The 22,854-nt window shown below is 50.6% G+C and carries 20 protein-coding genes; 5 read left to right on the plus strand and 15 right to left on the minus strand.

All coding sequences use genetic code 11. From position 1 onward, the window contains the following. Nucleotides 1-251: 251 nt before the first annotated feature. From KK062_RS23180 to KK062_RS23210, 7 genes are all read right to left on the minus strand, one after another. Nucleotides 252-1,736, minus strand: a complete 1,485-nt coding sequence (locus KK062_RS23180) for a hypothetical protein (protein WP_254086747.1) — start codon at nt 1,734-1,736, stop codon at nt 252-254. A gap of 7 nt (nt 1,737-1,743) precedes the next feature. After that, nucleotides 1,744-3,816, minus strand: coding sequence for a CehA/McbA family metallohydrolase domain-containing protein (locus tag KK062_RS23185; protein WP_254086748.1), 2,073 nt, complete (start codon nt 3,814-3,816; stop codon nt 1,744-1,746). Between the two features lie 259 nt (nt 3,817-4,075). Beyond that, nucleotides 4,076-4,870: an SDR family NAD(P)-dependent oxidoreductase gene (locus KK062_RS23190; protein WP_254086749.1), complete on the minus strand. Its 795-nt coding sequence runs from the start codon at nt 4,868-4,870 to the stop codon at nt 4,076-4,078. Between the two features lie 56 nt (nt 4,871-4,926). Then, entirely contained in the window at nt 4,927-5,508 is a 582-nt protein-coding gene (locus tag KK062_RS23195) for a TetR/AcrR family transcriptional regulator (RefSeq protein WP_254086750.1), read from the minus strand. 77 nt (nt 5,509-5,585) lie between these two features. After that, nucleotides 5,586-6,218, minus strand: coding sequence for a lysophospholipid acyltransferase family protein (locus KK062_RS23200; protein WP_254086751.1), 633 nt, complete (start codon nt 6,216-6,218; stop codon nt 5,586-5,588). Then, entirely contained in the window at nt 6,218-7,171 is a 954-nt protein-coding gene (locus KK062_RS23205) for a phosphatidate cytidylyltransferase (protein ID WP_254086752.1), read from the minus strand. The genes KK062_RS23200 and KK062_RS23205 overlap by 1 nt, the downstream gene beginning before the upstream one ends. After that, the gene (locus tag KK062_RS23210) at nt 7,168-7,812 is read right to left on the minus strand and encodes a CDP-alcohol phosphatidyltransferase family protein (RefSeq protein ID WP_254086753.1); all 645 of its coding nucleotides are present in this window, start codon (nt 7,810-7,812) and stop codon (nt 7,168-7,170) included. Before KK062_RS23210 ends, KK062_RS23205 begins: the two co-directional genes overlap by 4 nt. Before the next feature lie 100 nt (nt 7,813-7,912). On the opposite strand from KK062_RS23210, the gene KK062_RS23215 reads away from it, so the two are divergent. Then, nucleotides 7,913-8,371 carry a hypothetical protein gene (locus tag KK062_RS23215; RefSeq protein WP_254086754.1) on the plus strand — a complete coding sequence of 153 codons (459 nt, stop codon included), beginning with the start codon at nt 7,913-7,915 and terminating at the stop codon, nt 8,369-8,371. A 17-nt stretch (nt 8,372-8,388) separates the two neighbouring features. Here KK062_RS23215 and KK062_RS23220 read toward each other — a convergent pair whose 3' ends face one another. Together KK062_RS23220 and KK062_RS23225 are read right to left on the minus strand one after the other, a co-directional pair. Further along, the gene (locus tag KK062_RS23220) at nt 8,389-8,895 is read right to left on the minus strand and encodes a hypothetical protein (RefSeq protein ID WP_254086755.1); all 507 of its coding nucleotides are present in this window, start codon (nt 8,893-8,895) and stop codon (nt 8,389-8,391) included. Nucleotides 8,896-8,934: 39 nt separating this feature from the next. Continuing rightward, the gene (locus KK062_RS23225) at nt 8,935-9,717 is read right to left on the minus strand and encodes a fatty acid desaturase family protein (RefSeq protein WP_254086756.1); all 783 of its coding nucleotides are present in this window, start codon (nt 9,715-9,717) and stop codon (nt 8,935-8,937) included. Between the two features lie 195 nt (nt 9,718-9,912). On the opposite strand from KK062_RS23225, the gene KK062_RS23230 reads away from it, so the two are divergent. Continuing rightward, nucleotides 9,913-12,339, plus strand: coding sequence for an ABC transporter permease (locus KK062_RS23230; protein ID WP_254086757.1), 2,427 nt, complete (start codon nt 9,913-9,915; stop codon nt 12,337-12,339). A 59-nt stretch (nt 12,340-12,398) separates the two neighbouring features. Here the strand turns inward: KK062_RS23230 and KK062_RS23235 are convergent, their stop codons facing one another. From KK062_RS23235 to KK062_RS23255, 5 genes are all read right to left on the minus strand, one after another. Further along, entirely contained in the window at nt 12,399-13,076 is a 678-nt protein-coding gene (locus tag KK062_RS23235; protein WP_254086758.1) for a hypothetical protein, read from the minus strand. A gap of 71 nt (nt 13,077-13,147) precedes the next feature. Beyond that, complete coding sequence (ybiA, locus tag KK062_RS23240; RefSeq protein ID WP_254086759.1) at nt 13,148-13,897, minus strand: riboflavin biosynthesis intermediates N-glycosidase; 750 nt, start codon at nt 13,895-13,897, stop codon at nt 13,148-13,150. A gap of 215 nt (nt 13,898-14,112) precedes the next feature. Next, nucleotides 14,113-15,312 carry an epoxide hydrolase family protein gene (locus KK062_RS23245; RefSeq protein ID WP_254086760.1) on the minus strand — a complete coding sequence of 400 codons (1,200 nt, stop codon included), beginning with the start codon at nt 15,310-15,312 and terminating at the stop codon, nt 14,113-14,115. A gap of 90 nt (nt 15,313-15,402) precedes the next feature. Then, nucleotides 15,403-16,278 (minus strand): helix-turn-helix domain-containing protein, encoded by an 876-nt coding sequence (locus KK062_RS23250; protein ID WP_254086761.1) that lies wholly within the window; start codon nt 16,276-16,278, stop codon nt 15,403-15,405. Between the two features lie 5 nt (nt 16,279-16,283). Continuing rightward, nucleotides 16,284-17,216, minus strand: coding sequence for a TolB-like translocation protein (locus tag KK062_RS23255; RefSeq protein WP_254086762.1), 933 nt, complete (start codon nt 17,214-17,216; stop codon nt 16,284-16,286). A 167-nt stretch (nt 17,217-17,383) separates the two neighbouring features. On the opposite strand from KK062_RS23255, the gene KK062_RS23260 reads away from it, so the two are divergent. After that, nucleotides 17,384-18,322 (plus strand): M20/M25/M40 family metallo-hydrolase, encoded by a 939-nt coding sequence (locus KK062_RS23260; protein ID WP_254086763.1) that lies wholly within the window; start codon nt 17,384-17,386, stop codon nt 18,320-18,322. A 25-nt stretch (nt 18,323-18,347) separates the two neighbouring features. Here KK062_RS23260 and KK062_RS23265 read toward each other — a convergent pair whose 3' ends face one another. Further along, nucleotides 18,348-20,171 (minus strand): DUF262 domain-containing protein, encoded by a 1,824-nt coding sequence (locus KK062_RS23265; RefSeq protein WP_254086764.1) that lies wholly within the window; start codon nt 20,169-20,171, stop codon nt 18,348-18,350. Between the two features lie 197 nt (nt 20,172-20,368). Between KK062_RS23265 and KK062_RS23270 the strand changes: the two genes are divergently transcribed. Then, complete coding sequence (locus KK062_RS23270; protein WP_254086765.1) at nt 20,369-22,174, plus strand: hypothetical protein; 1,806 nt, start codon at nt 20,369-20,371, stop codon at nt 22,172-22,174. Between the two features lie 3 nt (nt 22,175-22,177). Further along, complete coding sequence (locus KK062_RS23275; protein WP_254086766.1) at nt 22,178-22,822, plus strand: DUF2306 domain-containing protein; 645 nt, start codon at nt 22,178-22,180, stop codon at nt 22,820-22,822. Nucleotides 22,823-22,854 lie beyond the last annotated feature (32 nt).

Here is a 22,854-nt window from a genome sequence, read left to right on the forward strand (position 1 = left end):
AGGATTGGGGAAATTGTTGATCGTTAAATACCGGTATATACAGGATCACCGTACGTTGTACTTAAAAAAAAGGACAAACTATTGGGTTAGGGCGTCGCGGATGACTTGCTGGCGCACGTGTAAACGCCAGGCGTTAGCGCAGGTGTGGCACTTGCAATAGTCCCGATCTTATCGCGGTGTTGCTGAAAATAGTAGCGCACATACTTCAACGGTGCGTCTATTGACGACCAGCGCCCGTTACAGCGCTTTGGTTAATGGGAAAAACGGCGCATGACGTACTGATCCTTACTTTTCAGGTAATAGCCCAGCACATAATAATTCCCCTTCTTGAATACGGTTTCGGCTACGCTCTTGTCGCCCAGCGTGCGCGAAAAGTCGGCCATTTCTTCAAAGCCTGTTTTCTGAAGGTTGCCGTCTTTATGGGTATAGTCAGCGGGGTGCAGGAGTGTTTTGAAATAAACCGACCTGGAGGCCTTCGAAGATACAAATCCAGAGTATGTGGGATAGTACGATACAGGCAACGTCACTACCCCTCCGGGCGTCATGATGCTGCCCCCACCCATCGGCATAGGCATAACGGCGCCGCTACCTTTGCTCTCTGCCTGATAGCTGCCGATTGCCAGTTCCACACCGGCCGCGGTGGTATAGACAGAGAGTCCGCCTTTACCTTTGGAAAGTTTGCGCAGGAACTGCCGCGCGGTATTCAGCTCCTTTTCCTTTTCGTTCTTGCCCAATGTCTTCACTTGCAGGAACGGCGTATTCATGAATGCAATTTTTTCTTCTGTATCCTGAATCCGATACTCCTGGAGCATCTCACCTTTTGCCAGACTGGTGAGGCGTACCACCATCTCTCCCGGACAGCCTTTCATTTGATATAAGACATTGTTGTGAATGTACGATGCCGACGACGCATTTAGCGCGGCACCACAGTGGATCTTTCCCTGATCATAGTATTTCAAGGCCTCCTGGTAGGTATTGAGATCAATGGTAATAACCCATGTCTGATACAATTCGTTATCGAGGGTAATGATCAGTTGATGGTCCAGTGTGTAGAGCTTGTTGACCTGCGAGGTCAGCTCGATGTCGTTGGGCACCTCGTGGTCAATGGCCGTTAACATTGTTTGCGGCTGCGCGCGGAACACGTCGTCCAGGCGGTCTTTTCCTTTCGTTGGCATGAACGCCGAGCCGGTAAAGTCGTAGGTATGCACCTCGTATTGACCCGCCGGCGTGACGCCGTACAAATTCAATTTAGAGGTACCCTTGACGGTGGTGAACATATAGAGTTTTCCACGGTATCCGATGGCGCCGATAAACCGCTCTTTCTCCAGGGGGAGGTTGAGCGTGTGTTGCTGCACCTCCCGTCGGGTATAGTCGAAGGTCAATGTCGAAAAATCGCGGTGGTCCCTGGAGGTAAGATACAGGGTATATACCCCATTGCCCTGGCTTGCACCCAATATGCGATGCATCGCGGGGCCGCTGCCCTGCTTTTCGGCATGAAGCGTATCGCTGAGCTTCAACGACTTGTTAAAAAGAAGGCCCTGGACGGAGCTCCGATCGATCAGAAAAAGGGACAGGCTGCTGTCGGCCTCGTTTTGCACCGGAAACGCCTCCCGATCCTGCCACTTCCAAACCGAACGCTTCATGTGAATGGACTCCTCGAAGAGAACGGCTTGGGCGTATGTTGCCTGCAACGTGACGACGATACAAAATAAGATAACCACCAGGGTTGGTTTCATGTAGGTATTATTTTATCCAGACAGTTTGTGTAAAGGCGCCATTGGCGGCAACGTCCCACGCCTCCAGCCGCACCCACTTTCTGCCGGTGAGATCAACGGACTTGCTGATGGTTTGTTGCCCAAAACTACGCGTATCATTCAATACAATCCGCTCGCGATAAACCTTCGCGCCATCGCCGGAGACGATCTCTGCATAGTGCATCGGGAATGTCCAGGTTAGCTTGAATGTAATATTCGATTTGCGGCCCGTGACGGTAATCTCTTCGCCCGTGCTCTTTCCGTCGACGGTAAATTCGGGGATCAGTACTTCGCCTGTGGATGAAAAGAACTTGCCTTGATCGAGTGCATCCACCACGGGTTGCCAGCCGGTTTTATACTCCGGCAGCTTGTCAAGCTTTAGGTAGTTAACGTTCATGTGCGCGTACATCTCGTTCTCCGGCTCGATTGTAAACAGGTCTGCTTCTGCCAGTACCTTCTTGCGGTCGCCCCAGTTGTTCATGTCGTCCATGAGATCGAGTACACGCTTGCCGAGGTTGGGAAGGGAGAGATCGGCGGGCATCGCTTTCCAGGCGGCTCCCAGGAAGTGCTTATCTTTAAAGAACGGCGCTGCCTTATACTTGTCCGGGTATCCCGTGGAGCCTTTGGTGCGCGGATGCGCGGTCCACGCCAGGCCTTTTTCATTTTTTAACAATTCCAGCATTTCGGTTTCGTTCGCAATGCGATATACTTTGCCGTAGCCGGGCTCGTCTGTGACGAAGGGCATTCCTTCTTTCCGGGACATAATCCAGTATACGGGCTTCGGGAACATCTGCAGCCAGTGCCCGCCGAGGAATTCGTTCGGCTCTTCTCCGGGCAGCAACAGAAATTCTTTTGTCGACAGCCGCTCGCATTGTTGGAACAACGCCCGCAGCTCTTTCAAGCGAAGACTGTCCGGACCTTTGGGATGGGCGGTGTAGTGAAACTCGCCGAGGTGGACGATGTCGACACCGGTGCGTTTAAAGACCTCGACAAAGGTTGGCGATTCAGGAATGGGTTTGTTCGCGAGGACCACCTTCATGATAAACTCATTGTGGAAATGGCTTGCCATGGTTTTGTATCCGGGCAGCGCCACGTAGCGGTCGTTGTTGGTAAATTTCTTGACTTCTGTCAGGGCCGACGACGCGTTTCCGCTGCTGAGCAGTACGAAGAAGTTCAGCCGTTGCTTCGTGCCCGGCGGGGCATTGAACCAGGGCACAAACCGCCGGTCACCGAATAAGTCCTGCCGGATGCCAATGCCGTAACCATTGACCAGGCGGCGGTAGTGATTCCCGGCCCAGGCAAACTTCAGGTTAAAGGCTTCGTCCAGCGGATAGAAATATTGGTGCGGCGCCGGAAATACGGCCAGGCTTCCCTGACTGTTCTCACCGATGATGGTTCGGTACTTCACCTTTAAGAGCGTAGCGGTATCGTTGGGGCTGGCCTTCATGGACTTCATTTGCTCGTCCACGTCGCTCCACCCGATCTTCTCCCAGGCGGTCTTTGATACCAGTCCGGCGTCGTACAGGATGGCCGTGGAGTCTATTTCCGTCGACATCACGGCGGCGATGTTCATCAGGGGACTTCCGTTGTACAACGTGACCTCCAGCGTGCCCGTGAACCCGGGTGCTTTTAGAGAACCAATGCTGATAACCGTTCTTGCTCCGGTAGTGCTCACGGCGGCGGAAAGCTTATTGAGCTCGATGTCGTACGAACGGAAAGGCTTGTTGGGGACTTTATCGAAGAAGATGTTCCAGCCATTCTGCGACACGAGGTCCCGCTTGCCGACGGTCAACAGAAATGCTGCGTCGAGGCCGGTAGCGATAGCGTGGTTTTTGCCTCCCTCCTGCAGCTCGATGCTCTTGAAGACGGGTTGCCCGGCCGACAGATCAACAATGAGCTTGCCTGTCTTCTTTTCACCCGTGGGCCACAACACTGTCAGCAGGTCGCCGTTGGCGGTTGCCGATGCGCCGTTTTTCCTGTTGAAGCCTTTCAGGTCTACGCTTACTTGCGCGTGCAGTGCCGTGCCAAAAAGAACCAGTAGCAAAAGAAGTTTGTATCGCATAGTTATTACATTGATGTATTGTTGCTCGCCGCCCTGGGTGTCATTTTTTCTTTCCGGCCGGAGGTTGTAAGATCGCAAAAAAAATTAAAAACTGGATGGATTGCTCGTTAGCATTTAAATTGTTTTCAATGTTTGTATTTGTTTATACCGTTTATATAATGTGTCTTGCGTCTGTCCGGTTCTCTGTCCAGTAAACATCATCGTCCGGTGTTCTGCATAGTGTCTCGCAAACATGCGTTCCACGTGGATACAACCAGGGCTAGTACAACGCCTGTAGCGTTCCACCGTCCGCGCGAACCGACGCGCCGTTAATAGCGGCAGCCAACGGGCTGGAGAGGTACACCGCGACATTTGCTATTTCTTCCGGTGTGATAAAGCGCTGCAGTAATCCATTGGGATTCGTATGCTGAATGATGGCGGCTTTCATCTGATCGGCAGCGATGTTTTGTGCCTTTGCGAGCTGCTCCACCGTCTGCGCCACGCCGTCGGAATACGTAGGGCCGCCCAGAATCGAATTGACCGTCACCGCAGTGCCTTTCGTCAGCTTGGAGAGCCCGCTGCTGAGTGAGAGCATGGCTGTTTTGGTTACGCCGTAGTGAATCATGTCGGCCGGAACATTCACGCCGGACTCGCTGCTGATAAATAGAATTCTGCCCCAGCCTTTCTTCAGCATAGCCGGAAATAACGCCCGCGATACCCGCACACCGCTCATGAGATTGACTTCGAGGATATTCGCCCAGGTGGCATCGTCGATATCGCCGAAGGGTTTTAGCTCGAAGATGCCCACGTTGTTTACCAGTATATCGACGGGGGGAAGTTGCTTCAGCAGCGCTTCTACTTCATGGGGCCTGGCAAAGTCAGCCGCTATGCCCGAGACCTGTGCACCGGGAACAGCGTCGCGGAGACGTTGCACCGCTTGTTGCGTTTTAGCTTCCGCTCTGCCATTGATGATGACCGTTGCGCCTTCTTCCGCCAGTCTCCGGGCAATGGCAAATCCAATACCTTGTGTCGACCCGCTGATGAAGGCCGTCTGCTGCTTGAGTTGTAAATCCATAGATGATTGATTAGACTACTTTTGTATCGTTCATTACAAAATTCATTAAAAAAATATCAGCTGATCACTGATAGTTGAAGATTGATAAGCTCTTCGAGGCCTTTTTTGCTGGGGTACATGCGCCGGCTGACGTTTAAGCCATTCCACAGCGTGATCAGATACCGTCCCAGCAGCTCGGGCTCGGTCTTATTTTTTATGATACCCTGCTCCTGTCCTTGCCGGATCGCTGCCGTGAACATGGCTTCGACTTCTTTTAATATTGTTACTGCTTCCTTCTCGAGGTCTTCGTCGAGAAAGGTCATTTCTACGACGGTGTTGGAGATGATACAGCCCCGCAGGTGGGTGTCGCGATCGGCTTTGGCAATGCTACAGAAGAAGTTTTTGATCTCGTCGATGGGTGAATCGCTTGTCTTCAGCTTGTTTTTAAACGCCTGGAATGCCTGCCGGCGTTGTTGAATGGCCTTGCTGAATAGCTCTTTCTTTCCTCCTTTGAAGGCGTTGTAGAAACTACCGCTGCCCATGTTGGTAGCGGTTAGCAAATCATCCAGCGAGGTCGCAGCGAACCCTTTCTCCCAGAATACGCGCTGGGCTTTTTCTAAAACCTGACCATGATCCAATGTAGAAGGCCTGCCGCGCATATTTTTGTATCGTTCGACACAAAATTAAAAATCCGGCCTGACTTTACAATACCGGGTGTGAATTAAAAGAAGGTGTCTTAGTTCTTATTCTTCAGCGTATTCATATCCGCTTCGATCTGTTGCAGAATATCGGTCACGTCATTACTCCGGATGAGCGTCGGCCTGCCGTAAAGAATAGAAGAAGCATGCGGCACAATCAGGCTGTCGCTTTTGGGCATGGCCTTTCCCATGCCTTTCATGTAGGCGGGCACGTATTTTACGGAGGGACGTTTTGATAGCACGAACGCTACGCCTGGTTTCAGCGGTTGCTGTACTTCCGCCTCTCCGCGTGTTCCTTCGGGAAAAAGAATCAGCGAGTATCCTTCGTCGAGCGCTTTTATCATGGTATGGATCGGATCATTTTCGGGATTTTCTTTATCCCGTTTGCGTTGTATGAGCAGCGTGTTGATAAAGTAGTTGCTGAGTTTCGCTTTCGTCTTTGTCTTTCCGAAATGGTCCGCGGCCGCTACCGGTTTTACTTTTCCGATCAGCTTCCAGGGTAGCGATGCCAGGATGGTCATGGTATCCAGGTGGCTATTGTGGTTGGCTACGATAATAAACTGTTTCTCATGCAACAGGAATTTGCAACGATCAAAACGGACACCGACAAAAAAACGAAGGAATACCCACCCGACGACGCTGTGCGTAAACCACAAAATAACCCGCTGCATCAGTACGCGATATAGTAGATGAGATGAAAAAATACCGGTGTGGTATAGGCCAGTGAATCGATGCGATCCAGGATGCCGCCATGGCCCGGTATGGTGGCCCCCATGTCTTTGATGCCAATGTCTCTTTTTACAGACGACATCACCACGTCCCCGACAAATCCCGACACGGCGATCATGAAGCTCACAAAGAGCACCTGGAGATCGGACAGCGGTGTGAGAAAGCCGAGGCCATAGCCAATCAGGGTCGTGCTGATCACCCCACCGATAAAACCTTCCCAGGTCTTATTGGGGCTGACCTTGGGAATGATCTTGTGCCGCCCCAGCAATTTACCCCAGGTAAACTGCATGACGTCGTTAATCTCCGTCAGGAACACCAGGAAAAGCAACAGTCCGCGCCCACCGCTGGTAAACCCCGGCAGGTCCGGTAACGACAAGAGATACGCCATGTGGCTCAGGCCGAATACGGTGAGCATCAAGATCCAATGTAACGACGACATCGACTTGATGATCCCTACCGTGTCTCCTTTCAGCACCATGCGCATCGGCAGGCACAGAAACATGACGACCGGAATAAAAATGATGAATGCCCCATACCATCCGGTATAGGCCAGGTAGTATTGAACCGGTATCGATACGTATGCCCAAAAGATGGCGCGGCGGTCGGATTCGCGGAACCCCAGCACCGAGTATAATTCGCGGAATGCAATGAAGGACAGCATGGCCATTGCCACGTAGGATACCGTGGTGTTGATCAATACCGCGGCCAGTACCAGGGAAGCCATGATCCACCAGGAGCGCGTTCGGGATTTGAGCTCCGACAGATTTGCTTGCGGCTTGATCTTGCCGATGATAAAAAACAGTGATGAGGCAAAGATCAGGATCCCGAAGATCAGGATCACCACCATCATTAGATCCCGTTGTTCCGGCAAATCGAGGTGAAAAAATTTGTTCATGGTTTGGGGTTGGTGAGAAGCAGGGAGTAGACTTTTGCCAGCCGTCTATAGCACGTGATGACCAGGCCCACATTCATCAGGATCAGGAGGTAATAGAATATCGGTGCGTAAAAAATGCCGATGATACATCCCGCCGAGATCAATGCCATGCGGTGTTGTTTGGCCATCGGGCCGAGGAAATGATGGCCACAGCCCAACGATGCGCCTAGCGTACGAATATACGCTGTGGCAATGGAGAGTGCAATCGCCAGGTACGCCAGGTCCATCCCGTATGGCATTGTGCTCGCCATAAGCCCCACGCCGAAGAGTGTTAGCGTATCGCTCACACGATCGGGCACCTCGTTGAAGATGCCGCCGACGGCAGATTTTTTGTTGTGCTCGACGGCCACCATGCCGTCCAGAAGATTCATGATCAATCGGCCTTGTATTCCGACAATCGCGACGAGCATTGTCCAGATGCCTGGCTGCCCGGCGCGGTACGCCAGAAAAAAGGCAAGCAGCGAAATGCCTGCAAAGACGATGCTGAGGATGGAAATAAAATTCGGGGAGACATTCTTTGAGGCCAGCCACGCCGCGGTACGCCTGGCCCATCCCGAATCCCGTGACGCAATCGGGCGCCGGCTACTTGATTCTACATCCATACAAGGTGGTTAGTCTGTAAAAATAAGTATTCTGCCCTAATTCCACACACATGCGAATTCTTATACTTTCGCTATTTTTACGTGTTCAATTCAATCGAAAATGCGAATCTCCTTAGTGCTCCTCTGCCTCTTTTTCTCGATTTCCCTGCCAGCCCAATCGTTGCTGAAAGAAAAAATAACAGGCGAATGGATCTGCGAGAAAGTGACGTTTGTGAAAGGAAATGACTTCCCCGACACTACTTCCCAGCAGTCAAAGATGATCATGAAATCAACGCGGGAAGCATTTACCCACGCCCGCTTTATTTTTGGCGCGGACGGACTCTTCCGTCTAAAGCTCGGCGCTGCCGGCGCTAAAGGTATTTGGGCGGAGCACGCGTCGATGACGAACGGCAAACCCTGGGCACTGAATCCCAGCTCCCTGATTATCGATATTAGCCCAAAAGAAAACCTGATGAGTATCCGTGTACTGGAGAAGGACGGTGTAGACTTATTCTATCTTATGGAAACGGGTATCGTTTTGAAGATGAAAAAGTTTGACCCGGCTGTTAAGGGCTCCTGACCTCCGTTACCTATATGTCACCGGTTCGCGCCGGCAAGCCTCTCCCATTCCTCTTCTTCGCTTTCCTGGCCAATCTCGAATTCCTCCCGAAATCGCTGGTCCACCAGTCTCTTCGTTATCCGGAGGGATACGAATTGCAATAAAAAGCAGAGTATAACAAAGCCAGTTAACGCAAGAGCGCCTGACGCATTCATTGAATCTCCATCGAAGAAAAAAATCGCTGCTATTCCGGCCAACATAATCACGCCGCCGACATATGAGAGAATGAGGCCATTTTTTGAGATTCCAACATCATACGTCACCTCGGTCGAATTGTCGTCCGACGCTTGATACTCTCCCGTTATTTCGATAACCCGCGCATTCTTCCAACCCGAGTTTCGAACGATGGCAAATGTCGAGTCATCAAATATCCCGCGAAAAGGCTTGCCTGAAAAGCCTAAAAGGTTGAAGATGGTAAAATCGGACACAGCGGTTCGCAATGAAAGCCGTTCTCTAAATTCCGCTTTCGTTAGTTTTGATTTCATCGCTTGACTATATCGCGTTCGCGGCAGCAAGGTAAAGCTCTAAAATGTACTTTTCTTCTCCATCTCCGGCAGCGCTTCATCAATCCGCCTGGCCAGCTCGGGTAATTTGATTGTCGGTACGGCGGGGAACAGGTGATGCTCCAGGTGGTAGAACATACTGAATGTGATTCTGTTTTTCCAGCCTGCGCGTTGGGTACGGGCAAGCTCCGGATGATCGTGGGTATCGTGGTGGACAGTCCAGACGGCAAAGAACGCCATCAGGAATTCGCCGATGATCATGATCGCGATGTGATACAGTAGAAAATGAATGTTGAAGTATACCGCGACCGTGGTAAAGAGCGCGGCGGACGCCAGCTCCAGCAGCATGTTGCGCCGGTAGGAACGATCGCCCAGTTGCCAGGTCACCTTGTGGATCAGGAACATGTGTACCGGACCGTACAGGATGGCGCCGTACCACGTCATGCGGGCAGATTTACCTTCGTAGTCTTCATCAGACAGGCAATGTTTATGATGCCGCAGGTGGTTGAATTTGACGGCATGGATCGACACCAGCATCAGGATGCTATTGGAATATAGTGTAAACCAGGTTAAGAATCGATTTGTCCCCAGGGCGTTGTGAAATCCATTGTGCACCTGCCGCAGGCCGGTGAGAAAAAAGAATGCTGAAAACGGTAGCGCCAGCCAATAGTATTCGAAGTACGCCAGGGTCACCGAGATAAGAAACCAGGGAATGGTCAGGTTATTTTCGATGAGCATTTCTTTCAGGCTTAGATTCCGCAGGTCCCGCCATTCAACCTTTTTGAGTACTTCGGTGTGTGTCATCGCTACATCCTTAAAAGCCGATCCACACCTGTAAACGGCCCGACGTGCGCAGGGTTTTAGAAATTAACGGGAACATGCGGACAATATCAACCTGGGAACCGTTCAATTATTTTTCACAAAACCTGAAACATTTTTCTGCCGATTGGCATCAAACGGTGTAAAGTCTCCAACCCTTCGATTCAACCGCTTACCCTTATGCTTAAAAATTATATTATAATCGCCGTACGTAACCTGATGCGGCATAAGTTCTTTTCAGCGATCAATATCTTCGGGTTGGCGGTGAGCATGACGATCGCGATGGCCGTTATCATGCTGGTGGCGGACCAGATGAGCTACGACCGGTTCAATAGCCGGCGCGACCGCATCTATCGCGTCGTCAGCGGTTATGTAAACGAGGACGGTAGCCCGGGCGATGCGATAACAACGTCCACCTCGGCGCCCCCGTTGCGGCAGGAGCTGCTGGAGAAATATACCGGTATAGAGGAAGTCGTTCGGTTTACGCGCGGCTTTGGAAACTCCTGGCTGGAAGTAGTAGACTACAACGTTAACGTCCCCCTGGGTGGGTATTTTGCCGACCCGGAAGCGCTGACATTTTTTGAGTACGCGCTGGAATATGGCGATGCCGCCACGGCCTTAAAGAAGCCTTACTCGGTGGTACTCACCCGGCAGGCGGCCGATAAGCTTTTCAAGGAGGAGAACCCGCTCGGCCTTACCATTAAGGTAGGCAACCTCGGAACCTACACGGTAACGGGTGTCCTGAAGAAGACGACACGCAAAACGCACGTTGCGTTTGAGGCGCTGGCCAGCATGTCTACCGTGGAAAGCCTCCGGACCCAGGGCGTAGTCGTACAGGATCTAACCCAATGGAATAATTTTTGGAATACGTGGACGTATATTCGCCTGGAAGAAGGCGCGGACCCCGCGCAAATTCAGGCATCGCTTGACCACATCTACCGCGACCACATTCAGCATCCGGCCAAGCCTGACGACGCACGCATGTGTTTCCACCTGCAACACCTCCTGGATATCACGCCCAGCGGCCTGTTCAACAACCCCATCGGTCCTTCCCTGCCCTGGATATTCGTATACGCCTTTTCGGGATTGGCGGCGATTATATTACTCACCTCATGCTTCAACTTTACCAACCTGTCGATTGCACGATCGCTTACACGCGCACGCGAGATCGGCGTCCGTAAAGTAACCGGCGCCGTGCGGGCACAGATCTTCACGCAGTTTTTAACGGAGTCGATTGTGGTGGCATTGTTTGCCCTGGCGCTGGCGTTGTTGCTGCTGGTGGCACTCAAGCCGCTGATGCTCCAGCTTAACTTTGCGCGCCTGTTCCATTGGGACTTCCAGGGGGGCATGATGGTGTACGCTTTGTTTGTGGCGTTTGCCTTTACGGTGGGCATATTGGCGGGATTTTTTCCGGCTGTGGTGCTTTCGGGCTTTGAGCCGGTCAAAGTATTGAAGGGCTTCAGCAACGTGAAGCTGCTTTCACGGGTGCGGCTTCGTAAGGTGTTGCTTGTTTTGCAATTCACGGTGTCGCTTATATTTATTCTGAGTGTGATTGTCACGTATAATCAGCTCAGTCTCTTTATGTACAGGGACCACGGCTTCGACATGCACAGCAACATCGCCGTGCGACTTAATGGAAGCTCTGCCGCCGCGCTCAAAACGGAGCTACTCAAATACAACAACCTCACGAACGTGTCCGCGGTGTCAAATATACTTGCTTCGGGCTTTGACGAAGGCGACAGTTTCCGACGTGGGCCGGAAGATTCCGAGGGGACCTATATCCATCAATTTATTGTGGATGAAGATTATATGACTAACCTGCGTCTGACGCTGGTCGCGGGCAAATTCTTTCCGCAAGACGGTGGCGCCTCCAACAAGAACTTCATCGTGATCAACGAAAAAGCCGCCGAGGCGCTGCAATTCAAAACGCCCCTCGACGCGCTGGGCGAGACGGTCATCTACCGTCGTGATTCCACGAGCAAGACCATTATCGGTGTGCTGAAAGATTACAACCACGCGCCCATGCTGGACGAAATTGCTCCGTTGGCGCTGCTGGTTGACCCGACACGCTACGGCCTGGTGCAGGTAAAGTATAGCGGCACCCGCGAAGCCGCGATCGCTTCGATTGAGAAGTCCTGGGTCGCCGTAAACCCCGGTCTGAAGATCGACTGTAAGGATGTCGAAGGCGAAGTGTTGAAGTTTTACGAGCTTATCTTCGGCGACGCCGTACACATCCTCATGACGGTAGCCTCCCTGGCCATCCTGATCTCCTGCCTTGGCCTGCTGGGCATGGCGACCTATACTACCGAAACGCGCCTGAAGGAAATCTCGATCCGCAAGATTCTTGGCAGCAGTGACGGTGCATTGATCTATTTACTCTCCAAGGGATTTGTTATGATCCTGCTCATGGCGGTCGTCATTGCCGTGCCCGCTGCGTACTTTCTGAACTCGCTGTGGCTCGAGCTTCTGCCATACCACGTGAGTGTGGATCTGCCTACGATCTTGCTGGGCGTAGGGTTGCTGATTTTGTTCGGTGTAATTACGATTGGATCGCAGACGAGTAGAGCGGCATTGGTGAAGCCTGTGGAGAATCTAAAGAGCGAGTGATGAGAAAACTGCTGCTACATCTAAGCCATAAAATCGCATCTCAAATCCAATCATACTTCTTAATTTTTCATCTCCACTTTGCCGCTCGTAAATACCGCCATTCTTAGATCAACATATTTTATCAGCTTGTCCATTTCACCAGACTCTGACTTCACGAATAGGTTGGCGCGGCCGGTACCTTCAATGACGACCACATACTTAATGGCTCGGACCGGAACGCTATATTCGACTCCGCGGACGCCGTATAGCCGGCCTTTGTATTTAAAATACCTACCAATCAACATCCAGGTGCCGATGGCCATAAAATCGTCTTCGCCGGTGGTTCCTGCCGATACCAGGTCGCCCAGCTCATCCAACGTGGCGGCTACGCTGCCCCCGGCGTCATAGAATTCCTCCATTTCAGAGGTTATTTCTATCCCCTCTGGTTCCTGCTGTGCCAGCTGGGCATACCCATCATCGGTGAAGACAATCGAAAATTCTCCTTGTTCATATTCGGCGACATGCATGAGCATTCTTAATGTGATCTTTGAGATTCCGCCCTGGTCGTCCGATTCCGTCGACGTTCGCATGCCGTTGCGTGAGCCCTGTTGTTCATCTCCTGTATTGCCATAGGGCATGTCGCGGCCCGCTAATAGTTTTAGCGCGGCGGCCACTAACATTTCGAACCCCTGCCCTTCCCTATCCGGATAATAGCCATAGAGCTCAAAAAACAATTCATCGATGGGTGGTTTCTTCATAGCCTGGTGATTGAAAAAATACGGCAAATATGGTGAATAACCGGCGCCGCTTCACAATAATCGATTGGATATCATCCGTTCCAATGATCATAATAACGGATCCAGTCGCCCGAGGAGGGATAGGTCAATTGGTATATCTTTTTGTCACGGCCTGAAAGACTACGGAAGTAGTCGCCCAAATCCATGACATACTGTTCTCCTCCTCCCATTCTCCAAAACATGTCGTGAGGATCTATATTCGGAAACCTTTTCCAGGGTGGCAGCATGTCAGACTCCGTGTAACGGAAGTCGCCCGTTTCGATTAAAAAGTCTCTCGCCTCCATCAGTGCAAAGCCTAATAAGTTTTCGCCTTCCCAGGCATGAGGCATGTCAATGAGGTTAGCGTCTTCACTCATGCCTACTCCCCATATTGCATCGACCGGACTGGCTTCTACGATTATCCGATTCGCGGTGCCGATCAAAAAATTTCGTAGCTTTTTATTTTGATGAAACTTATGGATGCTGCCCGTTTTTACAATTTCAAACTTCCTTTTGTCCCATTCGATTTCATCAAAACCGCTGATTTGTCGGCCCAGCTTTTTTGCCTCGCCGGGTTCGACAGCCGTTAAGATTTTTTGAAGCGTCATGTAGTCGCCAAATAGATTCGCCTTTTGCGCCATCATCCAATGCTCCGCTGTTTTATATTCAACATTGTCTACGATGAAGGGCGAAGGGTACCATTGGCTCAATACGAATTTGCCAATGTCTTCCTGCTTTTTATTGGTATGTCCCCAGAAGAAAAGGTATTTTATTGTTTCGCCTTTCTCAAATTTATCGATCAACCACTTTACACTATACGTCATTGAGCAAATTATTGTCTCGAAAATATAAATACCGGCTCAAAAAAACTATTCGCACGGACAACCACCCGCTAGCACATGGTCCCGCCTATCGGCAGGCAGGGCTAATACTTGCCGGTTGCAGCACGCAGGTCTTGCCCCGCCCCGACTAGCCGGGAGTAAACAAGCGGGATAAGACCTGCGTAAGCAATAAATCTCTAGTGAATGCTATAGAAGAAGCTTCTGAGCTCTGTGGCAAAAACGTCTGGTACTTCCAGGGCGGCGAAATGGCCGCCTTCTTTCATTTTGCGGAAGCTGGCTACGGTTACAAAACGTTCTGCCCATTCTTTGGGGAACTGTGCTTCTCTTGGGAACACGGCCAGGCCGGCGGGGACGTTGCTTTTCTGGAGGGGCTGCGCGCCGCTCCATTGGGCAATCGCATCGGCTTTGTACATTCTAACGGAGGTGGCGATCGTTTGTGTTGTCCAGTAGATCATGATGTTGGTGAGCAGCGCATCTTTTCCGCCCCAGGCCGCTTCGATCAATTCGGGCGTTGCTCCGGCATTGGTAAAGCTCAGGATCCAGGCGGCAAGTGCTACAGGTGAATCGTTGAGGCCGTAGGCTATGGATTGCGGCTTTGTGGCATGGACCATGGCGTAGGCGCCTTCGGAGTACCACCACTGCTGTACAAACTGCGCGAATTGTTTTTCGGCTTCCGTCATGGTGGCCGGATCTTCCTGCCCCATAGGGTAGCCTATGTCGGTAAAATGAACACCCGCTACTATACCGGGATATTTCGAGGCCAGCGCTTTGGTAACAATCATGCCTACATCGCCGCCGGCGGCGTAGAATTTTTCGTAGCCCAGGTTCTCTGTCATTAATGTTTTCCACAGGTCGGCGACCGCTTCGCTGGTTATGGCAACTTTATCGGAAAAACCGAACCCAGGAATGGATGGAATGATGAGGTCGAAACTCTGCTCACCTTCGGTCAGCTGCGGGATGATCTTGTGAAAGCGGTAGTAGCTGTCGGGCCAGCCGTGTGTCAGGATCAGGGGCTTTGCATTTTTACCTTTGCCTTTAATGTATTGGAAGTGAACTTTTACACCGCGTACGTCCGCGATGTATTGCGGGTATTGGTTTAGTTGCGTCTCTTGTTTGCGCCAGTCGTATGTATTGAGCCAATAGCGGACCAGCTCACGCAGGTAACTTTCACTGGTACCGAAGTTCCAGCCGGAGCCTTCTGCTTCGCCGGGCCAGCGGGTGTTTTGCAAGCGGTTCTTTAAATCGTCCACTACGGGTTGCGAGACTGCTACTTTAAATTCTGTTACATTTTTCATCACCGGAGTTTTTTTTGTTTGTGAATAAGATGTTGCACTGCCCGAGACGAGCAGGACGAACATGACTACATATTTGTTCATAGGTGTTGGGGGTTACATAGAACAAAGCTACCGGTCTGACAGTATCGTCGTTAGTCGACATGCCGGAAGAAATGGTACAAATTTCGGTATCTATCCTTTGCGGTACTCCGAAGGCGTGATTTTTACCAGCTTCCTGAAGAACTTGGTAAAATGCGAGGCATCATCAAAGCCGAGCCAGTGGCAGATCTCCTGTATGGACATGGTCGTTTGCTTGAGTAAACTTTTTGCTTCCATCATCACAAACTCGTCGATGAACGTTTTTGCCGATTTACCCAGCTCTGCTTGCAGGACTTCGCTCAAGTATTTGGGGGTGATGTTCAGGCTCGTGGCATAGTAGGCTACTTCCTTATGCCGGCTAAAGTCCTGTGCCACCAGCTTTCTGAACTTTTGCGTGATCTCTTCCCGCCGGGACACCCCGGCGCTTTTGGGTTTGTGGTTTTGAATGGAATGATATGTGTTGGCCAGCATCAAAATGGTATGCACGATGCCCGGTATAGCTTCTTTCTCGTCCTTTAACGCTTTGAGCAACGCAAACGCGGACTTCATTTTCTTTACCTGTTCAGCTGTAAGCTGTATAACATGATTGCCGCCGTGGAAAAAGAACGTCATGGATTGTAAAAACAGCTTTCCCTGCATGCCTGCAAACAGCTCATCTGTAAAGTATACGGTATCATGTTCTGCCATGTAGTTACCGGTCCACTGGCATACCAGGCCGGGTCCCACGGTTGTGAGGCTGCCTGCTTTCAGGTTATAGTCTGTGCTGCCGATCCTGAAGATGTCGTCTTTGCTGACGCCGGTATAGGTTACTCCGAGGCCGTACGAAAATGTTCTGAACGGGAAATTGACATGGGCGTTTCGGTAGGTGTGGCTGTCGGCTAAGAAAAACGGCAGGCTGGGGCTGTGCGCGTTTTGATGTTTCAGGAATTCGAACAGGTTGAACGACTTCAGGTTAAACTTTTTCTGCATAGTGCTTATTTTACAACATCTGTTTGTGCCATCCACGGCAGATGCCGGGTGCTGATCCATTTTACATCGTAGTCGGTACTATAAAAAAGGTACTGGCCGTCGGGTGTGAGGTACGTGCAATATTCATAGGTGCCTGTATTAAATTTTCGCCCCAGGTTCTTCGCGGGCGCCCATGTGCCGTCGCTGTTGTACCGGGAGTAGTAGAGGTCGGCGCTGCCGTATGAGTCGGCACGGCCCACGGCGGTAAAAATAAGGTATTGCTCGTCGGGGGTGACTACAGGGTCGTGTTCCATTTTGGGGGAATTGATGGCAGCGCCCAGGTTTTCAGGCGTGGTGTAGGCTCCATTGATGTACCGGCTGACATAGAGATCATGTGATCCCAGTGTTCCGGCCCGATCGGAAGCAAAGTACATATTACCGTTTGCCGCCAGCGACACATAGTATTCGGTACTGTCGGAGTTTATACCCTCGGGGGTCTTCGGGGCTGTCCACGCACCGTTGCCCAGCGGACGCACGAACCAGATGTTATAGTCCGGCAGCGTATCGGTCGCGTCTGTCGGCCTGTTGGAAATGTAATATACTGTTTCGTCGAGGGTAATGAACGGGTCGGCCTGTGAATATGCCGCTTCGGTAAAGGGGGCCAGCTGCGGTTTGCTCCACGCATCGTTCCGAAGCTCCGTTACGTAGATCATCCACTTGCCCTGGTACGACCGGGAGAAATAAAACCGTTTTCCGTCGCGCGAAAAAGCTGCGTTAAAATCCAGTGAGTCGCTACTAACAATCCCGGGCAGGAACCGTAGGGCCGCGGAGTCGGGCAACGGTTGGGGGTACTGCGGGTTGTCCATGACGAAGGCCTCGTGTCGCTGCGCGCGGGTGCACTGTGTGGCCAGCCACACCAGTGTTATCAGGAAAAGATTTCTGAGGGGGATGCGGGTCATGGTTGTCAGGGTAAAAAACATGCTACCAGTATACTTAAACAAACGATTGTCTCCTACACCGGTGCAAACTTTTCTGTCCTCGCATATTCAGATTACTGCCGGGCGCTTATCTTTGGCGGCCGTGTTTCAAAGCACACACCACACCTTGGAAACACGATGCACGTACCATGAGAAAAATTCAAGCCTTTCTACTATTGTCTCTTATTGCCTTCAGCCATTTTTCCCAGGCGCAGATCGACCAGGACCAACTGAAGAAACACATTTATTATCTCGCGGATGACAAGATGAAAGGTCGGGGCACAGGCTCCAGGCAGGCAAAAAAGGCTGCGGACTATGTCGAAAAGGAGTTCAAAAAGTATGGCTTGGCGCCGAGGGGTGAAAAGGGCTATCGTCAGACGTTTGAGGCGAGGGTAAAACGGGTTGTGGTGAAAGACAGTATTCGCCAGGCGGACAACATCATCGGATTCCTGGACAACGGCGGCCGCTATACGGTTGTTGTGGGAGCACACTACGATCATTTGGGCGAAGGGCGCCAGGGCAGCTCGAAGGACTCGCTGGGTGTCGGGAAGATCCACAACGGTGCGGATGATAATGCTTCCGGCGTTGCCGGATTGCTGGAGCTTGCCCGGCATTACGCCACCAATGGTTATAAAGAAAAATACAATTTGCTTTTCATTGCGTTTGGTGCCGAAGAGCTTGGATTGGTGGGATCAAAATATTTTACGAACCACCCTACCCTTCCGTTGGCAGACATCCAATGGATGTTGAACATGGATATGATTGGCCGCTACAATCCCGAGAACGGTGTTGCCGTGATTGGGTATGGCACAAGCTCGAAGTTCCCCACGATCTTTGAGGGGGTCAAAAGCGACATTAAGTTCTATACCGGCAAAGACGGGAGCGGCGGCTCCGACCAGACATCCTTTTACAAGAAGGACATTCCTGTTCTTTTCTTCCATACGGGTGGTCACGCAGACTATCACAAACCGGGTGACGATGCCGAAAAAATTGACTACAACGCCCTCCAGTCTATCCTGGAGATCGAGCGTCAGGTTATAGACAACTCCATGAATCAACCGAAGATGGATTTCATCTGGACGAATTAACGCCATGCCCTTTCGTTTCCCATAACTAACCAAAAAGGTAATTCGTGATTTTCTCTATTTCCTTGCGTTTTCTTCTCAGGCAACTTTCATAGTTCCATTCTGGATAGTCGATTACAACTTGCTGTATAATAGCATACTGACTAGTCCTGTATTGAATAATTTTTTCAGAATACCGGCAGTTTCCGATGGATCTGTTTAATTTTTCCTCAAGTATGGATAGATTACCAATCCCGTTGATGTCATCCTTCCATTCATCCCATATTTTGTCCCGATCCAGTGGCTCCAGATCGTGGAATGGTTGGATGTGCTCTATATCGATGTCCGACTCGAATAACCTCTTCTGGATCGCCTCTATTGTGCGAACGTCTTCGGTATGATATTCCTCATCCAACATGGCAGAAAGCCGGCACACAATATTTTTGATCTTCGCGTTATAAGCGATCCCGCCATCCAGCACCCCCGTAAAACTACGCAACACTTCAGGATTCCCGATCCTATCCATCTTTTTTACAACGGTGTCGATCACCACTTCGGGATCCGCCTTGAGCATGAGCTGCAAGAGTAAATAGTTAAAGGCATGTATTTCGTTTACAGCCTTCAGAAACCGGCAGCTATAGACAATAAAGAGCTTGGTCAGCTGCTTGTAAAATATCAGTGATTGAGGATATACATCAGCTCGTTCCCGATAAACATACCTAAAGATGACACAAAGAATCCGGTACCTACCGTACCTGGACCATTGCGATAAAGAATACAAACAAGCATCCTCGGCTGTAACAAACCATGAATTCTCCCATTCGATCCTGACGTCTATCAATTTGCTAATATCAGCGAGAGAAAGCTCGACCTTTCTGGCATCCGTGAAGTTGGGCCATTGACCATTGTTGAGTATACTATCGAACAATCGCTCAAAGAACGTATCCGCCCCGTAGCTATACAATGTGGCGGGCAGGTCGTATCGTGCAATGAGCAAGAACTGATAGATTCCCAGGATCTCGTGGATATTGGTTACCGTATCTTTAGCCTCTTTATTGGCCCGATCGATCTTCTGGTACAGATCGCTTATGTCTTTAAATACAGTATCTCTCTCTTTTTTTACATCCCGCAAGTACTCGAACATACGGATCTTAAAGACATCCCCGCCGTTTAAGTCAAGGCCGGTGGTGTTTATGGCATTAAATATCTGTAACGTTTTTGTGAGACCAGCCCTTGTCTCGATCACTACAAAATAGATATCGGTTAACAAATGGCGAACGAATGCGGCCACATCCCATACCACCGGCTCACCGGTTGCCGCGTCGCTCATCTCCTCGTTCAACACCTCATTGATCAGCGCCGCATTCCTGGTATAGAGGTTATGCGACTCATTATCAAAAGGAAAGCTACTGTTCAAGAATTGGTCCAGCAGCAATTGTTGCTCGCCATTGTTTACCTGCGTATGGAGCCAGTTGTAGCTCAGGTTATCGAGCTCTGTTTGTCCGTTAAACTTTTTCTGTAAGACTTGAAACAGCAATAAAAAGGTTGTCATCCGCTGTTGCCCGTCGATGATCTCCTGAATGTTATTTTCCTTTTTTTCCGTCAATTGCATTGTGCCGATAAACATCGGCTCGCTTCTTTCATTACCGCCTCCGTTAAAAGAAGCGAGTATATCCTGCAGAAATTTCCGGATCTCCTTTTCCGACCAGGCATAGGGTCGCTGGTAGATGGGGATTTCGTATCGTGTTTGGCCGTCCAGGATTATTCCGCCCTGCTTCTGCACGTTATACTTCAGTGTACATGTCTTCGCCATGATCGAAAACTGTGGCCTGGCGTCGGTTTTATCGCGATTAAAAGAAGGGCTTTCGTGCATGGCATAAAGATGAAAAAAAACCTACGGACCTGTTATTCTATACCTTAACAAAAAATTAATAATGGATGGGCTTTTTTCCCCTGGAAAGACGTTAGTTGCGATGCCACCGAGTCATTATGGGGCGATATGTCAAATTTAAATGGAAACGATAGTATTCTTTTTTTGAGTATCTTTCCCCGGATTCAATTCTTCCTACCATGTCACTCAGACGGCCTCTTTTTGCCCTTGCCGGCGTGCTTGCGATCGTTGTCGCTTCTTGCAGTGTTTTGAAAAAAAATGATCCGGATGAAGCCGTCCGGGCGTTTATTGTTGCCTTTCAGACGAGTTTGAAGCACGCTGATCCCGAAATCTTTAAATTATTTGAGACCCAGCAATCGCACGAAGCGATCCTGTCGGCTATTCGCGTGTTGCAGAATAAAGAAAGCGAATACATCGTGTGTGCGATGGCCTATCAGAATGCCAGCATTGAGTACGATGAGGACGTTGTGAAAGTAACGATCCCCACCGTTTTTACGCCCCGAAACGTCGATGACGCTGATGCACGCGAGGAATCAACGCTGACCCTATTGCTAAAGCAGAAACAGCACGCGCTAGTCATCACGCAGCTTGAAGGCGAAGAGTTCTACCGGAGCTTTAGCAAACTTCGGGGTGATATCGAATGGCAAACCGAACGAAAAGATGCCATGAAGAAGCGCCTGCCGATCTACGCCCGGGCGCAGGAGATCCAGCAACAGTATGATTCCGTGATTTGGTTTACGCGCTACGAGGACAAGCATTATTACTATGTGGTGAATGGCACTTGGGAGGCCCGGGCTGACGAATATCGATCTTTTGTAAAAGGAGACCCTACGGAGTATAAAATGGGATTGGTCGATGAAGCCGGTTCCATTGTCATCCCGGTGGAATATGAAATGATTGGCACCCTGGGTTTTATGAAGCCGCACCTGGTGGAAGTCGTAAAAGATGGGAAAGCCGGGCATTTCGACCTGACAGCACGCAAACTGATCGTTGAACCCGCGTATGACATGCTCATGCCCTATGAACAGGAGGATATACACGCCTTTACACAAACCGATACGACGTACGGCTGGATCGATGCCCTATTTCAATACCACGAAGGCTTTCCCTCCATCAAAGCAGAGGAATACGTTCGTACATTTCAATTCCTGCCCAAAGATCTGACACTCGACAATCAGCAGACACTTTGTGAGATCCCCAACGAAGAGCATGCCGGCATCGGCATGATCATACCTCCCACCTACTTCGTGAAGCTGGGTTTATTCGAGCAAGTAATCACCGGCATCAGTACGGCAGACATGCCTTTTGCGGGATGGAATGGGTATATAAAAACCGGCGGCACGTTGCTACAGGACGTTACCGACGGCATCCGTGCGTTGATCACCGGCATCACTACACATTATACAGAGGGACGGGAAGAGTTTTATGTCAGCAATCGCGTGACCTTTATCACTTCGGCCAATGACACCCTGGGCGTGTCTGAGATCGCAGGGAGTGGCGTGTCCAGCCTTCGCCGCATTCGCGAGAATATTATTGAGGTCGTATCGACCGCCCCGGAATATTTTGCGCACGATAGCCCCGATGAGGAATATGACATTCCGATCTACACTTATTACACGCTTGACAAAACAGGCGTTACGAGAATAAAATCATCACGGGAATACAATTTCACCGAGTTCGCCGAACTTGACAGCTCGTATGTCGTCGGCAACTTCCATCGTTGGGATTATGAAACGGAAACTCAAACCCCTTCCGCGACATTATCGCTACCTACCCTTCAGCGCATACATGACGAAATTCTGGTCAGCTACGGATACCGATTGCCGGACTCTACCACTCGGGAGTATTTCAGCCGTTACCCACAAGAGATAGAGAACCTGGACGAGATACGCAGCAAGCTTACCGACCTTGACCGACACAATGTTACGTTTCTGGAGATGTTCATGGGCTTGCTCCAGGAATCGGATACAAAAAATCCTATTTAATGCATGCGGCGGCTTTTAACCCTTATTAAGGGCTTCTTCATTTTTATCGTGCTGGTGCTGGCTGTTCTTCTGGCGGTCAATGCATTGTCGTATGCTAACTTCGATGTCCAGTATGGTTTTCTAAGACTCAAGCAGCAAGCTATTCAAACGGGCTGGTATCTGCCTGCCTACTATTCTCATGTATTGATCAGCGGTGTGATTTTAGTCGCGGGTCTTTTTCTCGTTTTTCCCGCCAGTCGAAATTTTCCGCAGGTGCATCGAATGCTTGGGTATGTATATGTTATGGGGATCCTGTTCTTCTCTGCACCGGGTGCGTTGGGTATGAGCTTGTTCATACAACGTGGTCCCTGGGTACTGGCTAGCTTCCTACTGCAAGGTGTATTATGGTTTTATTTTACGGCGGTGGCCTTTAGCCGGATCCGCCGGAAGGACGTTACGGGTCACCGGCAATGGATGTGGCGCAGCTATGCGCTCACGTTTGCGGCCGTTACGTTGAGACTTTATATTTATATGACATCTTCCAGTGTGGACCTAAGCTCTCCCAAAGCCTATGCGCTGCTGGCGTGGTTAAGCTGGGTGCCAAACCTGCTCGTGGCCGAGCTGTTGATCAACCTCCCCTTCCGTGAGCCGTCCAGGCAAGTAAATTGAGCCGTGCGCGAAAGCGGCTGCGAGGCCCAAAC

The sequence above is a fragment of the Dawidia cretensis genome (assembly GCF_018598175.1).
GTDB classification, from domain to species: domain Bacteria; phylum Bacteroidota; class Bacteroidia; order Cytophagales; family Cyclobacteriaceae; genus Ohtaekwangia; species Ohtaekwangia cretensis.